Source organism: Bacillus solitudinis (genome assembly GCF_002797395.1).
In the GTDB taxonomy this organism is placed as follows: domain Bacteria; phylum Bacillota; class Bacilli; order Bacillales; family Bacillaceae_D; genus Halalkalibacter_A; species Halalkalibacter_A solitudinis.
This window is the reverse complement of record NZ_KZ454943.1, coordinates 2,902,543-2,924,416: the sequence shown is the minus strand read 5'-3', so window position 1 is coordinate 2,924,416 and position 21,874 is coordinate 2,902,543. Positions and strand designations below refer to the sequence as shown.

Genomic DNA, 21,874 nt, shown 5'->3' with positions numbered 1-21,874 from the left:
GATTTACCTCCTTCCTAAAGGTCCAAGGGCATAGCTCTCATAACTTTCCTTCGCCCTCTACCTTGTAATCTAGAAATTTCACTTCGCCAATACGTAACCTGTTTTCGAATTTCTGATATATTCGCCCTTGTTAAACTTCTTGTCCCAATACTGTAAGATTGTCCCGTAGAAACAGCTAATTCGGCTTCTAACCATGCCTCTAAGTGTTTATGAGCTCTTTCTAAGTTGATTACTGTCATCTTCTCACCTCATTTACATAAAAATAGCCCTCTGCAATGTCGCAGAAAGCATTAAGTAACCCCTTTAGATATCATTCTTCTCCGTTTTCTTGGTGACTTTTTCGGTTGTTGTCCTGTATCGATTCGTTCTTTGATTGCTTCAAGTTGTGGATTAAGAATTTCAAAAGCTGCCATAGCATAATTTCTTAAGTCGAATGGTTCATTTCGAGCACCGGACCTTCTCTTTTCCCATTTAATCACTGGTTGTCCGTTTTTATGTCGGATAACACGATGCTCAGCGGTTAAACCTTTAAAATATTCTGCATCATAACCTTTATCGGTGTCAATGGGAAAGTAGCAATAGCCCTCTACCTCATCATCTTGGATACTTAATCTCGAAACCAAGGCATCCTTTCCAACATCAACAGCAAGTGTAAAGAGCCAAACACCTGAATCATCTCTTCTTTTTGGTCGTTGAATGAAGGTTTTTCCGCTTCCCCCCACCCCTTTAATAGCCCAAACGCGCTGATATTCACGTTCTTTACAGTAGGAGTACACTCTTTTTGTATGGTGACCCCCGGAATCAATGCAGGTGGTCATGATTTTAAGGTTTTGACCATCTTTTCTGCTATATTCTTTGAAAAGAACTTGGTCTAGTGAATCCCAAACAAACTCTTGACCGGGGTCCCCCATGATCACACCGTATTTAATGCCCCAAGACTTTTTCCCGATGGACCAACCGACAATTTCATACTCTAGGCGGTTATCCTGGACATCGACAGCTGCCGTTAATAAAAGAACATCATTAGGAACTTCACAGTCATATTGTTTGCGGCGATCAAGAAGGTCTTCTGATTCAATTCCGTCACCTTTAGGTTCCCACGTTTCACCCAATGCAGTATTAACAAATACTTTTAAGGCTTCTGGACCCTTTTTATTGGCTTCTTTAAAAGAATCAATAATTTCTTGCCATTTTCGCCAAGGACTGACCATCTCATTAAGGTGAAATCCTCTATTTTTAGCATTAGGATTGTTTGCAATCCACTTCCCCTCACTTGACTTCCACTCATATTCGTCATGCAATGTTCCGCAACTCTTGCAGGCCATGCAGGCGCTGTCGAAGTGAAGCTGTGGAAAGCGCAGAGGTTGATACTCTCCACAAGAAGGGCAAGGCAAATTCCAATGTTCCTGTGTACTAAACTCGAATTCAGTTTCAATTCTACTTGCGCCCTTATTGGTCGGAGTCGAAACAAAGACTTTCTTTCTGTTTTGAAAGTTATTGGTTCGTTTTTCAGCTAAAGAAAGTGGATCCCCTTCTGTTCCAGCACTTATGGGAAAACGATCAACTTCATCTGCTAGTAGTATTCTAATTGGCCGTGATGCAAGTCCAGAAGGTGCATTTGCTCCAACCATAGCAATATATCCACCCGGGAACGTCTTCTGCATAACAGTATTACCACTATCTCTACTCTTCTCATCTGAAGCCTTTTTTCTTAATGTAGGTGAATCGCGAATCATTGGTGCCAATCGTTCTTTTGAAAAAGATTTAGCAAGATCCACTGTTGGCTGCATTAATAAGATAGGAGCCGGATCAAAGTCAATGTAATAACCGACTACGTTTAAAAGAAGTTCACTTTTACCAACCTGGGCAGAGGACATAATGATCACCTTTTCTGAATCATAGTCGTTTATACTGTCCAATATTTCTTTTTGATAAGGTGCTCGACTAGTTCTCCACTGTCCTGGTTCCGATGATGATTCACTCGATAACTTTCTATACATATCAGCCCATTCTGAAACTGTTAAATCAGGTGGTGGTGTGATAACAGACTTTATAATCCCTTTAAAAAAGGATTCAGTATCACTTTTTCTTTTTTGAACCATTGTTGTGAAGCTCCTTATCAATCTGATCCGCGACTGATTCACTTTCTTCATCGATAGAAAGCGTATCTTTACTTTCCGCATAAAATACATATGGATCATAATCTGACAGTTCAGTTAGGGCTTCGTACACTGATTCTTTTAAAATGCCTCTAATTTCATTGAAATCACTTTTACCTTGTAACGGTCCTGCTGTTTTAGAGGGGATTGCAAGGATACGGGCACGAAATGCCCCTAGCATATTATTCATTACTCGCTTAACATCTTCAGAACGGTGGAGTTCCCCCTTCATAATCTGAAGTTCTAACTCTGCCTTTTGACGTCTAGCTCTCGTCCACAATGCTTCTTCTTCTGTCTTGTTTAATTCTTCTACCGTATCGGTGTTTAGGTGATTAATGTAAGCTCGAATAGAAGCTGGCAAGTCGAATTTCCCATGAGTGATTTTTACTAACGCCCCGTCATTTTCTAATTGCCGAATTCTACGATCACTTAAACCCAATATTTCCGACATTTCTTTTGTCGTAACTATAAAGCTACTTTCCTTCTTTTCTTTAACTACCAAGGGGTTCACCACCTTTCTAAGATTATTTCCCAAACGTTATAAACAGGAAACGGAAACGACCTTTTTGAAATAAAAACTAGACCATTTCCGGGCTCGTACGCACCCGCAGTAAAATTTATTGCTCAGAAGGACCCAATTTTATTGTTGTTACTGTTGCAAAAACCTTCCTTATCCTCCACACCATTCCGCATTGGTTCAAAGTGAATTGGTTCAGACTTTAACCTATCATACTGCTCAATCCCTTCTGGTGTGCCTTCCATCCTTACAATTGCTTGGTCAATCGTTCTTATTACAATCATTCCTAACACTCCTTAGACATAATAAAAAGCACTCATAATTAAGTGCTTCAAACAAAAATAGGTTTGATATTTTAATCTATCCATCCAAAAAGAGGAAAAATATACTATTTTGACGAATATTGTAATAAAGGAGGTGATTATAATGATTATGCAATATGTCGATTCATCTAATCTGCTCCACATAGGGTATGATGCAAATTCACAGACACTTAGGATTGAGTTTCAAAATCATACTGTCTATGACTACTTTGATGTACCACCTCATACCTATAAAGGTTTAATGGGCGCACCGTCCCACGGTGGTTATCATGCAAGGCATATTAAAGACGTCTACCGCTATAGACGCATCCTCTAATCTTGATTCACTATGATAATTGCTGGACCCGTGAATTCACGTTCGCCTTGTCCAGTAATTATTTTCACCTTTTCATAGGGTTCAATATCTAATTTTGAAATTCCTTCCCGCGTTGACAGTTCTTTTGTTAAATCCTTTGTTGATCCCGTTTCCATAATGACACCTTCTTTTCTTTAGTATTTATTCACACTAAAAAGCACTCCAAATTTAGGAATGTATTCATACACAAATATTTTATCGATTTTTAAAGCATTATAAGTGTAGGAGGTGTTCCTATCGAATGATGCTCAAGTACAAAGATTTGTTTCTTTATATTAACTGGCCTGCAATTTGTTCCATCATCTTGTTAGTTAAATGGATTGCAGGCCTTTAAGATATTTGAATGAGGGATTTCATGCTCCCTCTTCTCTCTTATTATGTCCTTAATAAATGAAATTATAATTAAATTAACAGTTGTATTTTCAAAACTATTCAAGACGTAATAAAAAGCACCCTGTTAGGAGTGCTTAACTTTTCTCGTATTCGTTTAGGACTATTACATAATTATTATTTTTCCAATGGTGTAATTGATCAAGTAAGACTATATTGGATTTCGTTTCGAACCCAGAAATCATATCTCTAATTATCTCCGCTAACGAACGGTTTTCAAATCCTTCTTCATCTAATTCTAAGTCACATATATGTTGCTCAATTAGTTTCATAACCTTCCTCCTATCTATATAATTAATATTCGAGAAAATAAAGTTATTTCCTCCTAATAGCTCTGCCTCTACGTTCATATCGGTCTTTATTCATTCCCATATGCTCTACAAAGTTAAGTCTCTTATGGTCTTTAATAATAGTAATTATAATAAAGTGAAATTTATTTATTTATTTAATAATTCATATCCATTTAAATAAAAAGTAAAATAGCCCCAGCCAGCTAATGCTGCTGTCATAAATATGGCCCCTAAGGGCCTCACCATAAACTTAGGTACATATCTGCTTATTATTCCCGCTAAAACACCTGCAAGAATTATCATAATAATTAAAAGCCACAATGGTTTAGTGCTAATTGCATCACTCAATCTAATACCTTCAAACATTTAATCACCTCCTTTCTCTCTGTCTAAATTACGACAAAAGAGGCTTTCGTCCTACAATTTTCTTTCGTCAAATACCGACAATTGCTAGGACATTTAATATAAATATAGAATTAGTTAGAGAAAGGAGATGAACTTATGAGTAAAAACCAACATGTTACACCCAACGAAAAGGGATGGAAAGTACAAGGAGCAGGTAACGAAAAAGCTACCTCGATTCACAGGACTCAGAAAGAAGCAATTGATGCAGCCCGAACAATAGCTCGTAATCAAAAATCCGAAGTTATAATCCATCGACCAGATGGCCGGATCAGAGATAAAGACAGTTATGGTAACGATCCTTATCCCCCAAAAGGATAACAAAACAATGCACCCTAGTTGGGGTGCCTTTTAACGTTTTAATTCATTTGACCACTATATTGAGTAGTTACATTTAAAAAAAATCATCATATTAAAAGTTTGCAATGCCCTGATTTATAGAGTTGTTTATTGAAAGGCTATTTAATTATTCCTTCATCCAAAACCATCTAAACAGGGCCAAATCTATCATAATAGAAAAATTTGGTGAATAGGAGTAAATCATGACCAATATCGTTAAGAATCAACATTATGTTCCTCAGTTTATGCTTCGGAAGTTCGCAAAAGGTAAAAAACATAGAATTTTTGTTTATGACAAATTTGAACTTAAAAAATTCAGTTCAAGTGTAAGAAGCATTGCAAGTGAAGAACACTTTTATAACTTTGATCATATTGGAGATATTTCTCTTGGTCAGCAATTTGAGAGCCAAACCAATAAGAGATATGAGGACAAGTTTGCGTCTTTTATAAATGAGTTTCTACCTCAATTACTTCACGTAAATGAATATCAAATAAATGAAGATGAAAAAAGTATAGTTGCAAAATTTATGGCATTTCAGCATATCAGAACTAGAAAGTTCAGAGAAGAGAGCATTCGTGTAAATACTGATGCAAAAAACATTTACATGGACCAATCTCCCGTTCATCCAGCATTTGCTCATCAGCTGATGTATATGGATTTGGAATTGACAGATGTATATGGGAAAAATGCAAGCTCTTATCTTGATAAAATCACCGATACACTTTTGACTAATTATGATTGGATACTCGGTAAGAATAACACATCAAATTATCTTTATACTTCCGATAGTCCGTTTGCTATGCGTGAATCTCTCCAAGGTGTACATAATCGAAAAGGCGTTACCGGCTCCGTTGATTACACTATACTTTCCGATGAAATTTATTTTCCATTAACCCCCCGGTTTATTTTTTTATTGTTTGAGAAAAATTCTTTGCCTCGACACTTTAAAAAAGACCAATTGAATATCTTAGGTAGTAATGAAGTAATCAATCTAAATAAAGCACAGGTTCGAAGAGCATTCAGACAAGTATTTTCAACCGATGGAAATTTTGAAACAGCCGATAATATTGAATTTGAAACAAGAAAAAAATTAATTAATGAAGGATTGGACCCCCGTATTCTTTTAACACCACAACCAAAGAAAAACGATGTCTAAAGCATCGTTTTTCTTTAACAGGTTTATTTCTTCGTCCTGAACGTCACATATCTTAGAGGGAGTTATATTCAGCCATCTCTCAAATCCCTTATCATAACTACGTTTAATTAGCCTTGAAAATTGAACGTCACAACTATAAATTTATGTGATATTAAGGGTAAAGAAATATCTATACAAGCACCTTTTATTTAACTGATTTTAAACTTCCTCATCGCATTATCCATAGCATCTTGGTCAATGCCAATGTATCGAAGTGTCTCTGCCTGGTCGGTGTGATTAAGCAGCTTTTGGAGAAGTGCAATATTCTTTGTTTGAGTATAGAAGTGATATCCGAAAGTCTTCCTCAACGTGTGGCAACCAATTTCATCTAACCCATGAGCTTCAGCTGCTTCACGTAAAATTCTATATGCCGTCTCACGTACTATTGGTTTATTTCTGCCTTTACGTGATTGAAAGAGATATTCGTCATCTTTCATACCAGAGCAGTACCTTTGCAGTTCCCGATAAAGATCCGGTGTGATGCGCTGACGTTTTTGCTTCTTCGTTTTAAACTCTCTCAAACTAAGATAATGACCACTGACATCCTTAACTTTGAGATTCAAAATATCTTTTATTCTTAGTCCTGTATTAATACCAAGAAAAAAGATCATAAAGTTCCTCTCGCTTTTCAGACGTAAAAAAACGCTAATTTCATTAATCTTTTTAGGGTCCCGAATCGGTTGGACGAAATTCACATGCCATCACGCTCCTTTCAGAAAAATTACTTTTTACTTATAGGTGGCAAACGGGAGACAAGTTTTAATAAAAATAAAAAACCGCTAATTTGCTAGCGGCTCACAGAATAAGGAAGTAGACTTTTTAACTTTAATTTTTTCATCACATCTTGAAAGGATTTTATTAATAGTCCCCTTCTTTACTCCTAACATTTTGGCTGCTTCTTGCCTAGAAAAACAATGTCCTCTGACTAATACATAAATCTCTCTTTCTCTGCTTGTCAAATTACTTAAAGCTTCTTTAATTCTTTCTTTTTCAAATTCTGTGATGCCCGTATGGCTAGTGGTACTTTCAGCAACAAATGATTGCATTACAAGTGGGTCAAGTGGTTGCTCATTCTGATAAGCTGCTCTTCGTTCAATGCCTCTTCTATGTCCTGGACGACGACCAGACCGCATCCATTCAAGAGCATATTTCAAATCACTAGCCATGTTACCAAGAAGTATTTTATCATCCTCTATAACTGCATTACACTTCGCCACCTCGATTTGCTTCAATGATTCTTTGTACTCTTTAATAAGTTGCTGCATAATGAATCGCCTCCTATAATTTATTTTTGTCTTAAAGAACCCCGTCTACGTCCGTAAGTTGGTCTCCTTAAACCCATTAATTCCTCGAGGTCTTGCTTAGAAAGGAACTCTTTTTTATTTGATTTTTCTTTCTTCATAACTTTCTTTTCTAAAGGCATTCCATTTTTGTCGCACCAGTTACATAAATGTTTCTGAAATTCTGTCATTCTCCTCACCCTTTCTGAAATAAAAAAGAGGGCACCAACAAACAACGAACTAAATCGTCATTTATCAGTGCCCTCCGGTTCTCGGTTAGGCTAAAATATTTTTTTAAAACTTCGCTTCTTTTACGTACTGTTCATCATTTTTTCATAATCAATCGAGTCTGAATAAAAATCAAATAAATAGACAAACTGAAAATCGGAGGTGTACTCATGAAACAAACATTCGAGAAAAACATTCTAAGATTATTGTTAATCTTTGGTGTCATTGCATGTGCAAACTTAATCAGAAAACCACCAGCTAAAGATTGGATGATAGTATTTCTGTTCAAAGGATTTCTTTCATCCATACTAGATAAATTATTAGTTCGCGGAGGTTATATTAAATATCCAGTTCAATTAGCAAAATGCTGTGACATTAGCTATATATTTGATTATTTATTATTTCCAATAACATGTGTCTATTATAATCAAGTTACTAAAACCTCAAATATTTTTGGGATTTTGACTAAAACATTATGTTTTAGTATTCCTATGAGTATAATCGAACACTTTCTTGAAAAACGAACAGATTTAATTAGTTTCAACAAGGGATGGAATTCATTTATTAGTTTCCTTTCAATGACAATAACATTTCTAATTTCTCGTGCTTTCATAGCAATAATTAGGAAAGCTCCTAACAAGCCTGTTCCCGAAAACTAATTGAAGCAGGCTTATTACTTATTACACAGTTGCACTCAAAAATTCACCTTCTGCTTCTTTTAACAAACTCATGCTTCACCCTCCTGTCTTCACTTCAACTTCCTCAATTCCGTACTCTCCACCCGATCCACTTTTCCGCCCATCCAAACGGCTACTTGATTTCCATATCCAGAAGCAGGTGGATCAATTGCTATTACTAAACCGTCCTTCACTACAAATATCTGATTCGTGCTCACATCTATCTCAGCTGTCCTTTTTTCAAAGTTTACTAGGATTGCATTTTGTTCCATGCCATTCCCTCCCAAGCGTGATATAATAAACGTACCGTCATTTATTAAGTCATCCTGCTTGAGAGGGGGGCTTTTTATTTAAATAATTTAGGTATTCGCTTGCTTGCTTTCTTCTTCAAAATTTTTGCGCCGATATTCTTTGTGCCGTTTCCTTGCTTTATTGCCTTAGCGCTATCAATTACCTCGTTAGTTTGCTCAACAACTTCTTTTAATTTCAATAAAAATTTCATTAGTATCCCTCCGCTTGTCTCAAATGATTAATACGATTTTTGTTTTCGTAGGCTTCTTCAACTTCTTCCCACTTAAAACCTATATCATGAATAAGATCCACCAGTGATTGAAAAACGTAGCAGTAATTTGTTGCACTACGTGTGATATAAAATAGGGTGATGCGGTGATAAAGCATGATGAAGCTATTTGTTATATCTGTTTCGAAGTCATTTTCTACTGGAATGGCAATACAATTAATGGCTAATATCTCATATTTGTACTCAATCCCTAACGAGAGAATAAAATGCAGAAAATCAACTATTTCTTCAAGTAATTCATCTCTTCTTGGAATTTGGTCATTGCTCCAGAACTTAAATGCTCCCCATTCGTTTATTCCTTCTCCCAACTCAACGAGTAAAGCTAAAATTTTTCTTGAAAAAAGTGTGCTTGGGATTAACTTTTTGCTTTCAATGATGTTCTGATCCAAATCTCTTTGTCTATCAAATAGCGTCTTCAAATTCATTTCTATGTTCCCCTCTCAATAATTCAACTGTAATGACTACGCAATCTTCGCACATTTCAACAGGTATTCTTTGGCCAGTCGTAATATCAATGGTCGATAGTAATGTCTTATGAATCTTTTGATTCTCGCTTCCGCAGAAAGGACATTTCATTTTCCGACCTCCTCGCTTTTTCTAACCATTTCCACTCACGAATAAGTTCTGTTAGTGTTAACTCGCTTATCTTGCGGCCGTTTGAAAAGCTAATACCTCGGCTCTTGAGATTGAAAATATATTGCTCGCGTTTATTCTCATACGCACTCAACAACTGACTCATCAACAGCCACCTCGATTCGGATTCCGTGTTCTGCAAAAAGTTGAAGCAAATACTTTTTCCGCGCTTCGTATCGTTCTGCTAATTCTTCTTGGGTGAAGCTTTGACAAGGGTTGAATTGATAACCAAACCCCATGTCTACATAAGGTTGGCAATCAGTTTGACCGCAAATATAGCACATCGTTTCCCCTCCTAACCTAGCAATTTTTTCTCAAATTCTTGATTCTCTTCCTCTGCCTCAGCATCACGAACGCTCTCCTCAGGCATGTGAACTTCATAAGCCATTTTCCTCACACGACTTTCTACACGTCCGCCAGGATACAAAGTGTCAGATGACAAATGATCAATTGGTAAATTTGCTGTAAAAAAAGTAATTAAGTTATTGTTCATCCGGTATTCTAAAATCTCGGTCATCATGCGTTCCTTCCAAGCGTTCCTATCCTTCTTTCTACTTGTCGATTCCTCTACACCGATATCATCAATAATTAACAATTGAGCACTTTTAAAAGCATTAACTACTGTTGTTGTGCTTTTATCCGAATCAAAAGTGGATTGAATCTCAGAAAATATATCTGTTGCAGGAATATAAAGCGGAATAACACCATGCTTTTTTAAAAGTGCGTTGCCTATGCTGATAGCAAGTCTTGACTTTCCACTACCTTTTTTTATGCTAAAAAAGTAAATGCCTTTGCCATCACCTTTTATCTCCTCGAACTTATCAACAAATTTAGCGGCGATTCTTTTTGCGTAAGCGGCGGCGCTCCTCGATTCATCAGTTTCGTATTTCATCAAGTCAAAATTGCTAATACTCGCATCAAGAAACTTGTCAGGTATTTTCGCATTTCGTAATGTCTTCTCAAGCTCTTTTCGTTGCTGGCGCTCTCCGTTGCACTCGCATACACGATAAGTGATATGATTCGTCTCAAGCTTCTCTTTCTTTTGGAGAAAGTGATAATACGTATCTTCAACATGCTGCCATCCTGTACTGTCACAAGTTGAAAAAGGACAGCTAGAAGTCGCATTCAGTATCCGGTATCTCTCCGTTTTTCCCGACAAGACGTTGCTTTTGTGTTGTTCCAGTTGTCTCAGCCGTTCCGCTAGACGTGGATTGGCTTCTGACATTTCCTTGAGGGCGTCTTTCACGCTTTTCATTTTGTTCTTCCCCTCCTTCTAACGCCTTCTGTCGCTCAATTTGTTCATGGTGTCTGCTAAGTATGTACTGAGCAACGTAGCTAAACGAATTAATTTGGTCACGAGAATGTTTAGGTTTAAATTGATTAAAGACCTCGTTCGTCCATGTCAACGCCTCATTCAAACCTACACCGTTGTCAATGACTTCGACAATCGCTTGAATATCATGTGCTGAACAAAACATCCCTGAGCCTTTTTTCTGTAAATAAAATTGCTCTAGCGCTTGAATTGCGTTTTCACGTTCAGTTGTCTTTGTGATTTCAGGCGCTTGCTCTTTATCATCTTCATCAACAACAATATCTGTAGGAGTATCTGGTATAGGTCTGTTCAAATTGAACACATCCTCTGTTCGTTCTGAACACACGGACTGTTCATTTTGAACACATGGACTGCTCATCAATTTTTTTAAATATGGATAGTTGATCGTGTACCATTTTGTCTTATCATACTTTTTGGAATTGAAATTATCTGTGATAAGGAGCTTGTCCCTCTCAAGTTCGCTAATCGTTCGACGGATGGTACTCTTACTCCAAAACGGCAATTCTGCACACCAATCATCATGCGTCTTATAAAACCATAGTTTATTATCATGCTTCTTCTGGCTTTTTTGTAACCAATAGTGAGATTGTTGCAAAATAATTGCTTGATTCAAACCGATTTTTGTTGCAAGTGACGGCAAGACCAGTAACGGATATTCGTTAAGCAAATAGTTCCCCTTCATATGCTCACCTTATGACTCGCCAAATTTGGAGAGTCCCATGTTTTAATAAATGACAACGCTTCTTCAAATTGGAAACGTCTTATATCGCGAAAAGAATCAACATCAAATTTCATACGTAAGTCTGAATGTAATCGAACGTAATATTTCCTCCTTGCCTTATCACTAATGGATAAGAATCTGGACAAAATGACGTGACGTATTACGTTTTGAATCTGCTTCTGCTCCCAGGATACTAGTGTGATATCACTTTGTAATTCCAACAATTTTTGCTCGTGTTCACGACTCTCCAAAATATGGCGAATCCTATTAAATTCATTGATGTAGCGCTCTTTGAACTCAATCGCTTTTGCTCCTTTGTACCCCATTGCTAACATTGCAAAGCCATCTTGAGTGACTAGGTACATCGGCATTATTCGTCCCTGTTTATTCTTGTATGAAGACTCTCCAAAATTGGCGAGTCGAAACTTTTCAGAGCATTTAAGAGAGCGGATATCCCGTAACACCTTATCGTGTCCTTTCTCGAAAGCTTCAGCAATCGTGGTACTGTCTGTAACAGGTCTTGTCTCATCGATGAACACAAGGTTCGTTTCTTTTACTTGTATCACAGTTCATCCCTCCCTTATAAAAGTTTGTTTTGATTTCTTGGCTTAGGGACTTGTCTATTTTTAAATGGTAATGAGAGGGCCTGTTCACGTTCGCACATTGCATATCTCCCTTTCATATGAGAAAACCGTAATTCAGGGTGATATTTACGAATAAAAAACCTAGCATACTGCTCAGTATTAAGAGAGTAATAGAATGCTGGTAACGATATCTCAACAAACACAATCATTCCGCCTTTATCCTCATCACAATTATTGGTATAATAATCCTTGGGTTCGCGTATTATACCGCTTTGGTGTGATGCGCTTTTTCTTTTTTTCTAAAATAATGTGTTTCTACATCGACTTCATCAAGAGCTAATTTTCTTGATACTTTTGGAACACCACTGATAAGACCCAACACATCGATATGATTTAAAGCGTAAAAGCTCTCTTCCTTTGTCCACCTATAGGGAATAACAGGTCTTGCTAATTGGTCTCCAAGAGCTTTAATTCGTTTACCAATCGTGCATTTACCGCAAATGGCGTGGTATGAAGCACTTCGGTCTGCTTTAACATGTTGGCATGTATGGCAATAGTCCTGTTGAAGAATATCGATTCTTCTTAGAACATCTTTTCTACTCATTGTTATCACCTTCTTTCTGATGCCAGCTGCACCGTTGAAGTTTCAAAATTTATTCATAAGGCAGAGAAATGATAAATATTGTTGAGACCTCAACGACAAAGCCGAAGCTTGTCGCACAATTATAATTGTGATAAAATTAAATCATCGTGAATAAACTTTTGAAGGGCTAACTGTTAGAGCAGTTGGCTCTTCTTTTTTTATGTGTAAAAGGTAAAAGCTCTGCTGAAATTTAATTCTCTTCATTTCGATGTTAAAAGCTAGGTTATACATCATCTTTCTTTCTTGTTTCGTAGAATTAAACCCATACCTCATTTGAAGATCCATTGCTTTTGCTTTCAAAGCGCTTGAAATATGTTTCATGCCCATTCCATCTAACTCTGCCTCTGTTCCTGCTTTCATGATTTTTACATAATCCGATAAAATTATTCGTTGTGATGAGCGTTTTACTAAAAATAAATATCTACGCATTGCATCGATAATAAGTGCTAGTTCTGCTCGATTAGATTGCTTTAGTGGTTGAGTTTTCATATAATTCCCTCCAATTTAAAATTGAAATATCCGTATGTAACCTGTAATCACCTGCATAATACTTTGCAGAATAGTTACACCATCAATCCCATATAAAAATGCAATTGCCACTTCCTTGGCACAAGTTTGTTCTGCCCATAACATAAATGTAGTAAGGTCTGGAGTTTTTCGGTCATTCTCGAATTTACTGACGCATGATTGAGAAAGATTAAGTTGGTGTGCTAAATCCTCTTGGCTGTACCCCTTTCTTTCCCTCATCGCACGCATAAGTATTCCATATTTCAACGTTTTCACCACCATTCCATATTGGAATAGAACCGGTATAGATTCGGGTTTATAATTGACTTATAAATACTTGTCCTATTGATAAAGACTCACAGGGAGTCTTCACTCGATGCAGCAGCTTCATTTAAAGAGAGTTTTTGGTCAGTAGTTAATGAATTCCAAGCTGACCACCCTGCCCTCTGGTATGCTTTTAGCCGTTTATCAAATTCCTCCTGACTTAGTTCACCAGGACTCACCACATGAACGACAGTTTTGCCAAATCGATAAGTAGCATCGTACTTTTGCTCTGTCATCGAATCACCTCGTGACAGTATATGAGGTAAACGCTGTGGGACAGCCATATTAATTTCAACCTCCTTTTTCGTTAATTTCAAATTTATAGAATTACACTTGCACAATGAATAAACAATTAAATTCAAACCCTTATGCAGTAAATGTTTTACTCATAACGTGTAACTTTTCATCAAAAAAAAGCATTTGTACATCTACGTTTAGTAAATCAGCAATTTGTTTTGCCTTTTCAAGACTAGGTTTGGTTCTGCCCATTTCAATGTTAGCATAACCACTAACAGACTTATACCCAAGACTTGAAGCCATAAAAGTCTGGGTTTTACCTTGAGAAATGCGAGTTTCACGCAACTTAGTTAGTGTCACTTTTTATCACCCCTTTTACTCAATTCGTGTAACTCTTAACCACATAATAACTTACTCTTTTTGTGTAAGTCAACTAATTTTTATTCTTTTTGTGTAACTATTTATTTTATTAGTGTAAAACATGATAAAATTTACACAGAAAATGAAAAAAAGGTGATCATATGGAAGGCGTCACTGGAAAAAGACTTGAAAAGTTGAGAGAACGAGAAGGTTGGACAAAATCTCTTGTCGCTAAAAAGTTAAATATAAAGACCGTATCTACCTATGCAAATTGGGAGTATGGAATCCGTCAACCAGATAATGAAATGCTTGTTAAGCTAGCAGATTTATACGATGTAACAACCGATTATCTCCTCGGTCGAGTAGACAATCCAAAAGGTATGCTCAACATTTCCTACGACGGTGGCGGGTTAAATCCAGAGGATGAGGACGAGGAAGAATACTTAAAGCAGCAGCTGGAGCAGTACCGTAAGATGAAGAAGCGTATGCAAGATCGATTGAAAAAGGACGAGCGATCATAAATAAGGATACTAAGAATAAATGACCACAAGACACGCTTTGCTTATTTTAAGCGTGTCTTGTTTGGTTAACATAAATATATAGAGCTTCATGGGGGAGATAAATTTGCTTTCTTTGTTTACACTTAGGAATATTTTCAAGAAAGATTTTGAACAATTTTTTAGAGACCATAATGTAAAAAAAAGGACAGTCCGTATACAAGCTGCAAGTGGACAAGAATTGTATGTACCGATTAAAGCTATGCTTGAAGAAGAGCTAAAAGAAGAAACATCGTTTTCGCCTGAGGATCTTGATCGTTTTTTCTATGATCAATTATTCTACTCTAATAATAATTGGCACTGTATTTACCCTTTTGATGAAATAAAATTTGCTAATCACCGCGATATTAAAGAAGTTACTAATTTTTTTGTGGAATTTAAAGTGGAGTTTAAAACAAATCAACTTCTAACAGCTGACTTGTCAGCATATGATTTTACTTTGTGTACAACACGTATTGAATCTAAAGAAGGTGAAGCAGAAAGCATTAATTTTTTATTCAAAATTGGGAACGTTATTGTTGATAATTTTAACCAACATTTCTTTTGTGGTGTTACAATTGATTTAGTACAGAATCTTGTTCTATTTAAATTTAATCAAAATTTAATCGATAACTTCAATCTAGATCAATTAGATATACTTAAGCGTTTAAAAGGCATCTTGAACGGCGAAAATGAAGATAATTCTTTCTTTAATGAACTGAGCCTTAACGTAACAAGCTTTTCAGAAGAAACTCCAAAAAAACTAATATCTTATCATTTCAAAGAGTTAAGTGCGGAAGCTGAAGCACTTCTATCTGCTGAAGTACCTGAAAACACTGAAAAAGATATAGAAGATTTTCTAACTGAAAAAGGCTTGCCTTGCAACGATGACTATATTCAGCAAATAAAATCTGTATTGTTCCAAGACATTTCAAAAAAATGTGCTGATACTCTTTTTTCAAGTGGTTGGGTTTTCCGTTTTATTTTTAGGGAAGGACGATATACAAGAGCTTCAACCCGTACTGAGAATAGAAGTCCCATCTATGGTTCAAAAGTTTATTGGCATCTAAAAGAGCTTATCTTTAAAAATAATGAAATGTCTGAAGCCGGATTCTTTTGGTACCTACCAGGGTCAACCCAAGAAAAACCAAATTATGTAGATGTCCGATTTGAAGGCAGAAATGATTACCTAATAACCCACTACTATTACACAATGAGAGGACCAGACAGAAAGGAGAAGGAGGAATTTGTACTACAAAAAGTTAGAGCATATTTACAGGAGCCAGGACATTAAAAGCCTCTTTCCGAAAATCACAATTGAAAAAATTGATTTATTTATTAGAAAAACAGATGCATTTTCAACTTTTATAAGCCCTTATAAGTTTGCAATGGAAAATGGCATAACTATAAATGAAAGTGTTAAGCTTTTTATGTACTTAACTTACGAAGATGATGGGCTTTTTGATACTATATTTTATTTTGAATGTTCAAGAAGTAGTTGTCATAGCAGTAGGATATATTTTAGTAACATAGATGAAGACGTACTTCATTGTGACGAATGTGGAAAACGTTATAGTTTACAAACAATTCGTCCCTATATCAAAGTATTATTTAAGTTAAAAGATGATATAGATATACCTAATGAAATTTTGACTAAAAAAAAGTCGGACCCGAATTCAACTTATCAAGCACTAGAAGGGTTGCCTGATCATTTAAAGCCAGAATCCCCTTCATCTTTAACTGAATTTTCACAAGCCCACGATGAAGGGGATGACTCTGAGGGTGTCGATATTGATTTAGTCTTCAAGGAAAATATCAATAAAAAAGGTAACCCTATCAGCCCATTGGTTGAACGATTTAAAAAGAAAGTAATGGAGATCCAAACTTCTCATGTTAAATAATAAATTCTTGCAATATGTTTGCATAAGTTGGGGGTTCTCAGTAGGTTTAATTTTATCTTTTTTTATTTTCACCTTAATGTTCCCTAATGACTTCGAGAATCCTTTAGATACGATTTTCACTGCTTTTATGGGTATAATTGGTACCGGAATTGGTGGATTAATAGGTGGTTACATCGCTTACCAAGTTGCAATATATCAGACTCAAACACATGTTGAACGAGAAAAGAATGAAAAACAAGAAAAACAAGAAAATATCTATAAAAAAACGCTTAGTGAATTAGAACATAATCATCATCACATTCTTCAACTTAATGAATTGTTAAGTGAAGTAAAGCATGAATTTAAGGAGTTATCCCTAGAGATTACAGAGGGTAACCAAGAGGTTTTAGAAGGTATTACAGTAATTTTATTGCAAATAGATTCAGAGTTTATATTAAGCATAAGTGAGAATTTAAACTTTGATGAATTCTTCGACTTACATATTGTCATAAAAAAGCTCTGCCTTCTCGAAAAATGTGCACGTTTCTTGTTTCAACAAAAGGTACAAGAATATATCGAAATAAATTTTAATAACCTATTTGATTATACAGAATCGTTTTTAAAGGAATATAAAGATTTAAAGAGTTAATTTCCAAGTCCAAATATTGGGCTTTTTCTTTTTCTTTACAACAAGAACGTACGTTTGTATAATTAGGAACATAGTCTTACATCATTTCTCGGCGGTGAGTAATAGTGCGTTATGCGACTTTCAAAGAACAAAAAATTACAGAAATTATGAAAAGCAAAGGTATTCTTACTGTTCAAGACTTACACATCGACAATGTTTGTGAAGTCTTTAAGATAGATCTTATCTTCCATCCTAGAAGATGCAACTGTATTAATGAAGACGAGGATGATTATGCAGTCATCTTTGTGGATAATCGACTCCCCTACCAGGAACAGCGGTATAAATTTTTCCATGAGTTATCTCACGTTCTCTTTCATCCTGGCAATCAAAAAGAAATGACCAGTGAAATGGAACAACTACAAGAGAATCAAGCTCGTTGGATTACCCTATATTCATCCATGCCTAGGCATATTTTTGAACCTATGGCTATCCGGTATCAATCAATCGAAAAATTACAGGAACTATTTGACCTTCCACAACAGTACATTATTGAGCGATTTCAAACGATACAGCGTGAACGTTTGCGTCAACAATTTCAAAACAGGCTTAAACGTTCTGAAATGTCAAGAAGAAAAAAGTCTCTACAGCCAGGCCTAGTCTATGATTCTACTTTATCAATTTTAAATCAATTAAAAAAACAAGTTGGAGAGGATAAATTGAACTATGATGTTAAGCGTTTATTACGATGAAATTGACGGGGGATTCTATCCTCAGTGGATGCTTTTACCTGCTGATACTGGGGAGGAATATGCTAATTACTCAATTGAAGCACCATTTGAACGATTCTGGCCAGAAGACTTTCATGACTCTATGACCGTTGTAACCGTGACTCAAGCCTCCCTAGTTCGTGACCCGTTCAATGAGAAAAACTTTTCTGTTCATATACCTAGTGTTGTAGATGATTTAACAAAGAATGGTGGTAATATGGAACATATAAACGATTCTCAGTACTTCCTTGTTCGCTTTGATGACCTAGAAGAGTTGTTGCAAATGAATGTACGACGTTTTTACCTTTCTTAATTAGGACATGCTCACATGAATATAATGGAATAGGTGATGCAAATGGAAAGAGTATGTATGTACTTACGAAAGTCACGTGCAGACATTGAAGCTGAATCTCGTGGCGAAGGTGAAACACTTACTAAACATAAAAAAGCTCTCTTAAAAGTCGCTCAACACCAAAAGTTAAACATCATCAAAATTAGACAGGAAATCGTTTCTGGTGAAAGTCTTATGCATCGTCCTGAAATGTTAGAACTTCTAAAGGAAGTCGAAGAAAGAAAGTATGATGCAGTCCTTGTAATGGATATGGACCGTCTTGGACGCGGTAATATGAGAGAGCAAGGATTGATTCTGGAGACCTTCCAACAGGCTAAAACGAAAATCGTTACACCGCGGAAAACATACGATCTTTCTGATGAATGGGACGAAGAATATAGCGAATTTGAAGCATTTATGGCACGTAAAGAACTCAAACTCATTACTCGTCGTTTACAAGGTGGTCGCCTTCGTTCCATTGAAGAAGGTAATTATATAGCGACCAATCCTCCTTATGGCTATATTCTAAAAGACTTACAGAACGGTCGTACATTGGAACCACATCCAGAACAAGCCGATGTTGTAAAACTCATCTTTGACCTCTATACAAAACAAAAAATGGGTGGCAGTAAGGTGGCTTTGGAATTAAACCGCTTGGGTTATAAAACATATACAGGACGCAATTGGGCTGCTCACTCAATACTAAACATCCTTAAAAATGAAGTTTACATTGGGAAGGTTGTTTGGAAGAAAAAACAGATTACTAAATCCGCAGTGCTTGGTAAATCAAAAGATACAAAAACACGACCGCGTAATGAATGGGTTGTTGTGGATGGAAAACATGAAGCTCTTGTGTCAGATGAAACATTTTATACAGCTCAACAGATACTTAAAGGGAAATACCATGTCCCCTACCAATTAGCTAGTGGTGTAACCAACCCACTCGCTGGCATAATCATCTGTAAGAAATGCAGTATGAAGATGGTTCGAAGACCTTATACAAAACAAAGTGAGCATCTTATCTGCTACAATCGTTCATGCAATTGTAAAAGCACTCGTTTAAGTCTAGTTGAAGAAAAATTAATACAGGCACTACGTGATTGGTTAAGTAATTATAAAGCTACATGGGAAGAAGAACAGCCTGAAACAAAAGAAGAACGTCCACTCCTGGAGGTAAAAAAACAGGCGTTGCTGAATTTAGAAAAGCAACATGAGGAACTGCTCTTACAAAAAGGTAAATTGCATGACTTTCTTGAGCGTGGGATTTATGATGAGGAAACTTTTATTGAGAGGTCCCAAACACTTGTTAAAAAAATCGAGGAATTCACACAATTAATCAAACGAACAAAAAAGGATATTACAACGGAAATGGAAAGAGAAACAGCACAACAACAGATTATTCCTCAATTGACCTACGTAATACAAGTTTACAATAAGCTTCAGGATGTAGAGAAGAAAAATGAATTACTTAAATCAGTTTTAGAGAAAGCAGAATATAAAAAAGAAAAGCACCAAAAGCTCGATGATTTTGAGCTGGTGCTGTATCCGAGGTTGCCATTTGGTTAAAATGGCAACCCTTTTTCATTTGAAAATACTAACAAAAATTGATTATATTTTGTTAATATTAGATATTATAACTTAACAGTCACAATGGGGTGTTTAAATGTTCGATATCCATGAAAAAAATTTAGTTTTATACGGATTTAAAGAATACGCTTTAGAAACTTTACAGTTAATGCCAAGTACATACTCACGTTATGAGGTGATTCTAGAAGATTTTCTTGATATCCTAATTTCAGAAAAAGTAGAAAATGATAATTTTGTTAAGATTTTTAGCGAGGCAAATATTTCAAGAATAACGCGAAAAACAAATTCTGTTCGACCAACTTTAATTAATTTGCTAGATTTCTATCAAAAAGAGGGATTTTTAGAAGATGAAACGCTTTATTATAAGCTTCTAAACATAATTAAAAACGTCTATAGTTCTCAAAAAGATTCAATTCCTTTAAAAGAAAATACTAATTTCTTAACTCCTCAAGAGATACGTAATTTATTTAGTGACAAAGTGATATATAAAAACAGACAGGAATCTTTATTAGTACCACTGATTAGTTCATTAGCCTTCTTTTGTATGTTTAAACAAGAATTCATACTAAATTTAAGGCTAGATGACATTGACCTAAAAAATAAGTTAATACGTAATATTAGAAGAAAAGATAATTTGCATTTAGTTGAATGGATTGAGATGAATGAAATAACTTATAATTATTTAAATCAGTATTGGGGATATAGAAATAATATTGAAGTTAATTCAAATTATCTATTACTATATGATAAAAACCAGATTACCAATGGGCATATAACAAATTTATTTGGTAGTTTGAATAGAAATGACAATAAGGATTTAGTAAATAGCAAAAAAATATCAACTGATATACTAGTTAAAAGTATGATTTTTTATATTCTTGATGCAACAGATGGTATAGGAATCTATGACATTCTTCTTCTCCAAGAAAAGAATAAATATTTTTATGATGCTTTAAACGAATATTTATCTATAAGAAAAAGTGAAAATAAAGATAGTGTTATTAAACAGTATTCATTAGAATCAATACTCCGCAAAAATCCTATAAAACCACAGATTGGATTATATTCTGAAATTAAAGATATTAATATAGAGGATTTGGAGGCCTTTTTCATGGAAAACGATAGAAATCTTCAATCAGATAAAATAACTATACAGAGACTTGTTAGAGATTCTCGAATTGCTCAAAGTTTAAAACAATTTTATCAACATGAGTGTCAAGTTTGTCGTTTGAAATTAAAAAGGGCAGACGGGTCTTTTTTAACTGAAGCTCATCACATAAAACCTTATAATAAAAAACATCGTGGTGATGATAGAAAAGAAAATTTAGTAGTTTTATGTCCGAATTGTCATGCTCAATTTGATGACTCTTACTTCGCTATACACCCCGACACAAATAAAGTTCATTGTATTTTTGGAGAAGATGACCCTAAACATGAAACTCCATTATTAATTTTAGAAGGTCATAATTTAGGAGTGAATTATTTACAGTACGCCTGGAAGGAGTTTGAACGGAAGAAACAAACCCTTTAAATCGTTAGCTTAACAATAAAAAGGCAATGAAATACCCTCACAGATAACCTGCAGACGTAATTTCATTTCCTTCTATATGTTATCTGTCTTGAAAAACCGAATATAATTTTTGTTAATTCATTTTGAACCAAAGTTCAGTTTCAGAACCTCTTTCCCAAACTAGCAAAGGTTCATCATTTTCGTTGACCATAAATGAAGCCCATCCTTCGTACTCTCCATCAATATATAAATCTGTACTCAGAACAGGTTCAGGAACTACGACAAATGAAAATTCACTATATACAGTCCCTGTTTTTGAAACTGCATCAATGAGTACGCCTCTCACCTGTAGTGGTTCTACTTGTAGATCTAAAGCCTTTACTCTGAATTTAGCTAAGACGTATTTTTTCCCCTCAGAAGCTTCGTCATTGAACATGTTTGCATTTTTAATCATGTCCCAAGCTAAAGATCCGTCAGTAATAGTTTCAACCAATTCAATTTCATATTTTTGGTAACCATAAAGCCAGTCAGTGGTTTCTACGACAAATGTTTCCCCT

General features: G+C 35.6%; 35 protein-coding genes and 1 pseudogene. 12 read left to right on the top strand and 24 right to left on the bottom strand.

The window, feature by feature from the left end:
• Positions 1-14 precede the first annotated feature (14 nt).
• From CEF19_RS14245 to CEF19_RS23200, 4 genes are all read right to left on the bottom strand, one after another.
• Positions 15-239, bottom strand: coding sequence for a DUF6148 family protein (locus CEF19_RS14245; protein ID WP_100406663.1), 225 nt, complete (start codon positions 237-239; stop codon positions 15-17).
• A 51-nt stretch (positions 240-290) separates the two neighbouring features.
• Positions 291-2,102 (bottom strand): phage terminase large subunit family protein, encoded by a 1,812-nt coding sequence (locus CEF19_RS14240; protein WP_100406662.1) that lies wholly within the window; start codon positions 2,100-2,102, stop codon positions 291-293.
• The gene (locus CEF19_RS14235) at positions 2,080-2,661 is read right to left on the bottom strand and encodes a hypothetical protein (RefSeq protein ID WP_198510291.1); all 582 of its coding nucleotides are present in this window, start codon (positions 2,659-2,661) and stop codon (positions 2,080-2,082) included. Before CEF19_RS14235 ends, CEF19_RS14240 begins: the two co-directional genes overlap by 23 nt.
• Before the next feature lie 122 nt (positions 2,662-2,783).
• Positions 2,784-2,960: a hypothetical protein gene (locus CEF19_RS23200; RefSeq protein WP_157800968.1), complete on the bottom strand. Its 177-nt coding sequence runs from the start codon at positions 2,958-2,960 to the stop codon at positions 2,784-2,786.
• Positions 2,961-3,102: 142 nt separating this feature from the next.
• Between CEF19_RS23200 and CEF19_RS14230 the strand changes: the two genes are divergently transcribed.
• A complete protein-coding gene (locus CEF19_RS14230) occupies positions 3,103-3,315 on the top strand; it encodes a KTSC domain-containing protein (RefSeq protein ID WP_100406661.1) in 213 nt (70 codons plus the stop codon).
• Here the strand turns inward: CEF19_RS14230 and CEF19_RS23195 are convergent.
• From CEF19_RS23195 to CEF19_RS14220, 3 genes are all read right to left on the bottom strand, one after another.
• Entirely contained in the window at positions 3,312-3,470 is a 159-nt protein-coding gene (locus CEF19_RS23195) for a BC1881 family protein (RefSeq protein ID WP_157800967.1), read from the bottom strand. The two genes, CEF19_RS14230 and CEF19_RS23195, sit on opposite strands and share 4 nt — an antisense overlap.
• Positions 3,471-3,821: 351 nt before the next feature.
• A complete protein-coding gene (locus CEF19_RS14225; RefSeq protein WP_100406660.1) occupies positions 3,822-4,016 on the bottom strand; it encodes a hypothetical protein in 195 nt (64 codons plus the stop codon).
• 165 nt (positions 4,017-4,181) lie between these two features.
• On the bottom strand, positions 4,182-4,400 hold the full coding sequence (locus tag CEF19_RS14220; RefSeq protein WP_100406659.1) for a hypothetical protein: 219 nt from the start codon (positions 4,398-4,400) through the stop codon (positions 4,182-4,184).
• Between the two features lie 135 nt (positions 4,401-4,535).
• On the opposite strand from CEF19_RS14220, the gene CEF19_RS14215 reads away from it, so the two are divergent.
• Positions 4,536-4,757: a DUF2188 domain-containing protein gene (locus tag CEF19_RS14215; protein ID WP_100406658.1), complete on the top strand. Its 222-nt coding sequence runs from the start codon at positions 4,536-4,538 to the stop codon at positions 4,755-4,757.
• 221 nt (positions 4,758-4,978) lie between these two features.
• On the top strand, positions 4,979-5,932 hold the full coding sequence (locus CEF19_RS14210) for a DUF4238 domain-containing protein (protein WP_100406657.1): 954 nt from the start codon (positions 4,979-4,981) through the stop codon (positions 5,930-5,932).
• Positions 5,933-6,120: 188 nt separating this feature from the next.
• On the opposite strand, the gene CEF19_RS14205 is transcribed toward CEF19_RS14210, so the two are convergent.
• The 3 genes from CEF19_RS14205 to CEF19_RS14195 form a co-directional block, all read right to left on the bottom strand.
• Positions 6,121-6,666, bottom strand: a complete 546-nt coding sequence (locus tag CEF19_RS14205) for a site-specific integrase (RefSeq protein ID WP_100406656.1) — start codon at positions 6,664-6,666, stop codon at positions 6,121-6,123.
• 84 nt (positions 6,667-6,750) lie between these two features.
• Positions 6,751-7,236, bottom strand: coding sequence for a sigma-70 family RNA polymerase sigma factor (locus CEF19_RS14200; RefSeq protein WP_100406655.1), 486 nt, complete (start codon positions 7,234-7,236; stop codon positions 6,751-6,753).
• Between the two features lie 20 nt (positions 7,237-7,256).
• Entirely contained in the window at positions 7,257-7,442 is a 186-nt protein-coding gene (locus CEF19_RS14195) for a hypothetical protein (RefSeq protein WP_100406654.1), read from the bottom strand.
• A gap of 207 nt (positions 7,443-7,649) precedes the next feature.
• Here CEF19_RS14195 and CEF19_RS14190 point away from each other — a divergent pair, with 207 nt between their 5' ends.
• Positions 7,650-8,138 carry a CBO0543 family protein gene (locus tag CEF19_RS14190; protein WP_100406653.1) on the top strand — a complete coding sequence of 163 codons (489 nt, stop codon included), beginning with the start codon at positions 7,650-7,652 and terminating at the stop codon, positions 8,136-8,138.
• Positions 8,139-8,227: 89 nt separating this feature from the next.
• Here CEF19_RS14190 and CEF19_RS14185 read toward each other — a convergent pair whose 3' ends face one another.
• The 13 genes from CEF19_RS14185 to CEF19_RS14135 form a co-directional block, all read right to left on the bottom strand.
• Positions 8,228-8,428, bottom strand: coding sequence for a DUF3954 domain-containing protein (locus CEF19_RS14185; protein WP_100406652.1), 201 nt, complete (start codon positions 8,426-8,428; stop codon positions 8,228-8,230).
• A 74-nt stretch (positions 8,429-8,502) separates the two neighbouring features.
• The gene (locus tag CEF19_RS23190; RefSeq protein ID WP_157800966.1) at positions 8,503-8,658 is read right to left on the bottom strand and encodes a hypothetical protein; all 156 of its coding nucleotides are present in this window, start codon (positions 8,656-8,658) and stop codon (positions 8,503-8,505) included.
• Positions 8,658-9,161 carry a dUTP diphosphatase gene (locus CEF19_RS14180; protein WP_100406651.1) on the bottom strand — a complete coding sequence of 168 codons (504 nt, stop codon included), beginning with the start codon at positions 9,159-9,161 and terminating at the stop codon, positions 8,658-8,660. The genes CEF19_RS23190 and CEF19_RS14180 overlap by 1 nt, the downstream gene beginning before the upstream one ends.
• Positions 9,139-9,312 (bottom strand): hypothetical protein, encoded by a 174-nt coding sequence (locus CEF19_RS23185; RefSeq protein WP_157800965.1) that lies wholly within the window; start codon positions 9,310-9,312, stop codon positions 9,139-9,141. Before CEF19_RS23185 ends, CEF19_RS14180 begins: the two co-directional genes overlap by 23 nt.
• A 137-nt stretch (positions 9,313-9,449) precedes the next feature.
• Positions 9,450-9,653 carry a hypothetical protein gene (locus tag CEF19_RS14175; protein WP_100406650.1) on the bottom strand — a complete coding sequence of 68 codons (204 nt, stop codon included), beginning with the start codon at positions 9,651-9,653 and terminating at the stop codon, positions 9,450-9,452.
• An 11-nt stretch (positions 9,654-9,664) separates the two neighbouring features.
• Complete coding sequence (locus CEF19_RS14170; RefSeq protein ID WP_227522099.1) at positions 9,665-10,594, bottom strand: ATP-binding protein; 930 nt, start codon at positions 10,592-10,594, stop codon at positions 9,665-9,667.
• Positions 10,482-11,384, bottom strand: a complete 903-nt coding sequence (locus CEF19_RS23770) for a hypothetical protein (RefSeq protein ID WP_227521994.1) — start codon at positions 11,382-11,384, stop codon at positions 10,482-10,484. The genes CEF19_RS14170 and CEF19_RS23770 overlap by 113 nt, the downstream gene beginning before the upstream one ends.
• Positions 11,381-11,989: a Rha family transcriptional regulator gene (locus CEF19_RS14165; RefSeq protein WP_100406648.1), complete on the bottom strand. Its 609-nt coding sequence runs from the start codon at positions 11,987-11,989 to the stop codon at positions 11,381-11,383. Before CEF19_RS14165 ends, CEF19_RS23770 begins: the two co-directional genes overlap by 4 nt.
• Positions 11,990-12,269: 280 nt before the next feature.
• Positions 12,270-12,611, bottom strand: coding sequence for a zinc-finger domain-containing protein (locus CEF19_RS14155; RefSeq protein ID WP_100406646.1), 342 nt, complete (start codon positions 12,609-12,611; stop codon positions 12,270-12,272).
• Positions 12,612-12,752: 141 nt separating this feature from the next.
• The gene (locus CEF19_RS14150; RefSeq protein WP_100406645.1) at positions 12,753-13,139 is read right to left on the bottom strand and encodes a hypothetical protein; all 387 of its coding nucleotides are present in this window, start codon (positions 13,137-13,139) and stop codon (positions 12,753-12,755) included.
• A 15-nt stretch (positions 13,140-13,154) separates the two neighbouring features.
• Positions 13,155-13,424 (bottom strand): helix-turn-helix domain-containing protein, encoded by a 270-nt coding sequence (locus CEF19_RS14145; protein WP_100406644.1) that lies wholly within the window; start codon positions 13,422-13,424, stop codon positions 13,155-13,157.
• A gap of 89 nt (positions 13,425-13,513) precedes the next feature.
• A complete protein-coding gene (locus tag CEF19_RS14140; protein WP_100406643.1) occupies positions 13,514-13,765 on the bottom strand; it encodes a hypothetical protein in 252 nt (83 codons plus the stop codon).
• Between the two features lie 82 nt (positions 13,766-13,847).
• Positions 13,848-14,078: a helix-turn-helix transcriptional regulator gene (locus CEF19_RS14135; protein ID WP_100406642.1), complete on the bottom strand. Its 231-nt coding sequence runs from the start codon at positions 14,076-14,078 to the stop codon at positions 13,848-13,850.
• Between the two features lie 161 nt (positions 14,079-14,239).
• Here CEF19_RS14135 and CEF19_RS14130 point away from each other — a divergent pair, with 161 nt between their 5' ends.
• The 8 genes from CEF19_RS14130 to CEF19_RS14095 all read left to right on the top strand — a co-directional run bounded on the left by CEF19_RS14130 (position 14,240) and on the right by CEF19_RS14095 (position 21,338).
• Positions 14,240-14,599: a helix-turn-helix domain-containing protein gene (locus CEF19_RS14130; RefSeq protein ID WP_100406641.1), complete on the top strand. Its 360-nt coding sequence runs from the start codon at positions 14,240-14,242 to the stop codon at positions 14,597-14,599.
• A 103-nt stretch (positions 14,600-14,702) separates the two neighbouring features.
• Positions 14,703-15,908, top strand: a complete 1,206-nt coding sequence (locus tag CEF19_RS14125) for a hypothetical protein (protein ID WP_100406640.1) — start codon at positions 14,703-14,705, stop codon at positions 15,906-15,908.
• The gene (locus CEF19_RS14120) at positions 15,862-16,515 is read left to right on the top strand and encodes a hypothetical protein (protein ID WP_100406639.1); all 654 of its coding nucleotides are present in this window, start codon (positions 15,862-15,864) and stop codon (positions 16,513-16,515) included. Before CEF19_RS14125 ends, CEF19_RS14120 begins: the two co-directional genes overlap by 47 nt.
• Complete coding sequence (locus CEF19_RS14115; protein ID WP_100406638.1) at positions 16,505-17,143, top strand: hypothetical protein; 639 nt, start codon at positions 16,505-16,507, stop codon at positions 17,141-17,143. The genes CEF19_RS14120 and CEF19_RS14115 overlap by 11 nt, the downstream gene beginning before the upstream one ends.
• A gap of 104 nt (positions 17,144-17,247) precedes the next feature.
• Entirely contained in the window at positions 17,248-17,871 is a 624-nt protein-coding gene (locus CEF19_RS14110) for an ImmA/IrrE family metallo-endopeptidase (protein ID WP_100406637.1), read from the top strand.
• Positions 17,846-18,202 carry a hypothetical protein gene (locus tag CEF19_RS14105; protein ID WP_100406636.1) on the top strand — a complete coding sequence of 119 codons (357 nt, stop codon included), beginning with the start codon at positions 17,846-17,848 and terminating at the stop codon, positions 18,200-18,202. The genes CEF19_RS14110 and CEF19_RS14105 overlap by 26 nt, the downstream gene beginning before the upstream one ends.
• 42 nt (positions 18,203-18,244) lie before the next feature.
• Positions 18,245-19,786, top strand: a complete 1,542-nt coding sequence (locus CEF19_RS14100; protein WP_100406635.1) for a recombinase family protein — start codon at positions 18,245-18,247, stop codon at positions 19,784-19,786.
• A 97-nt stretch (positions 19,787-19,883) separates the two neighbouring features.
• Positions 19,884-21,338, top strand: a complete 1,455-nt coding sequence (locus tag CEF19_RS14095; protein WP_100406634.1) for an HNH endonuclease — start codon at positions 19,884-19,886, stop codon at positions 21,336-21,338.
• A gap of 112 nt (positions 21,339-21,450) precedes the next feature.
• Here CEF19_RS14095 and CEF19_RS14090 read toward each other — a convergent pair.
• A pseudogene (locus tag CEF19_RS14090) lies at positions 21,451-21,874 on the bottom strand (hypothetical protein); the annotation flags it as partial.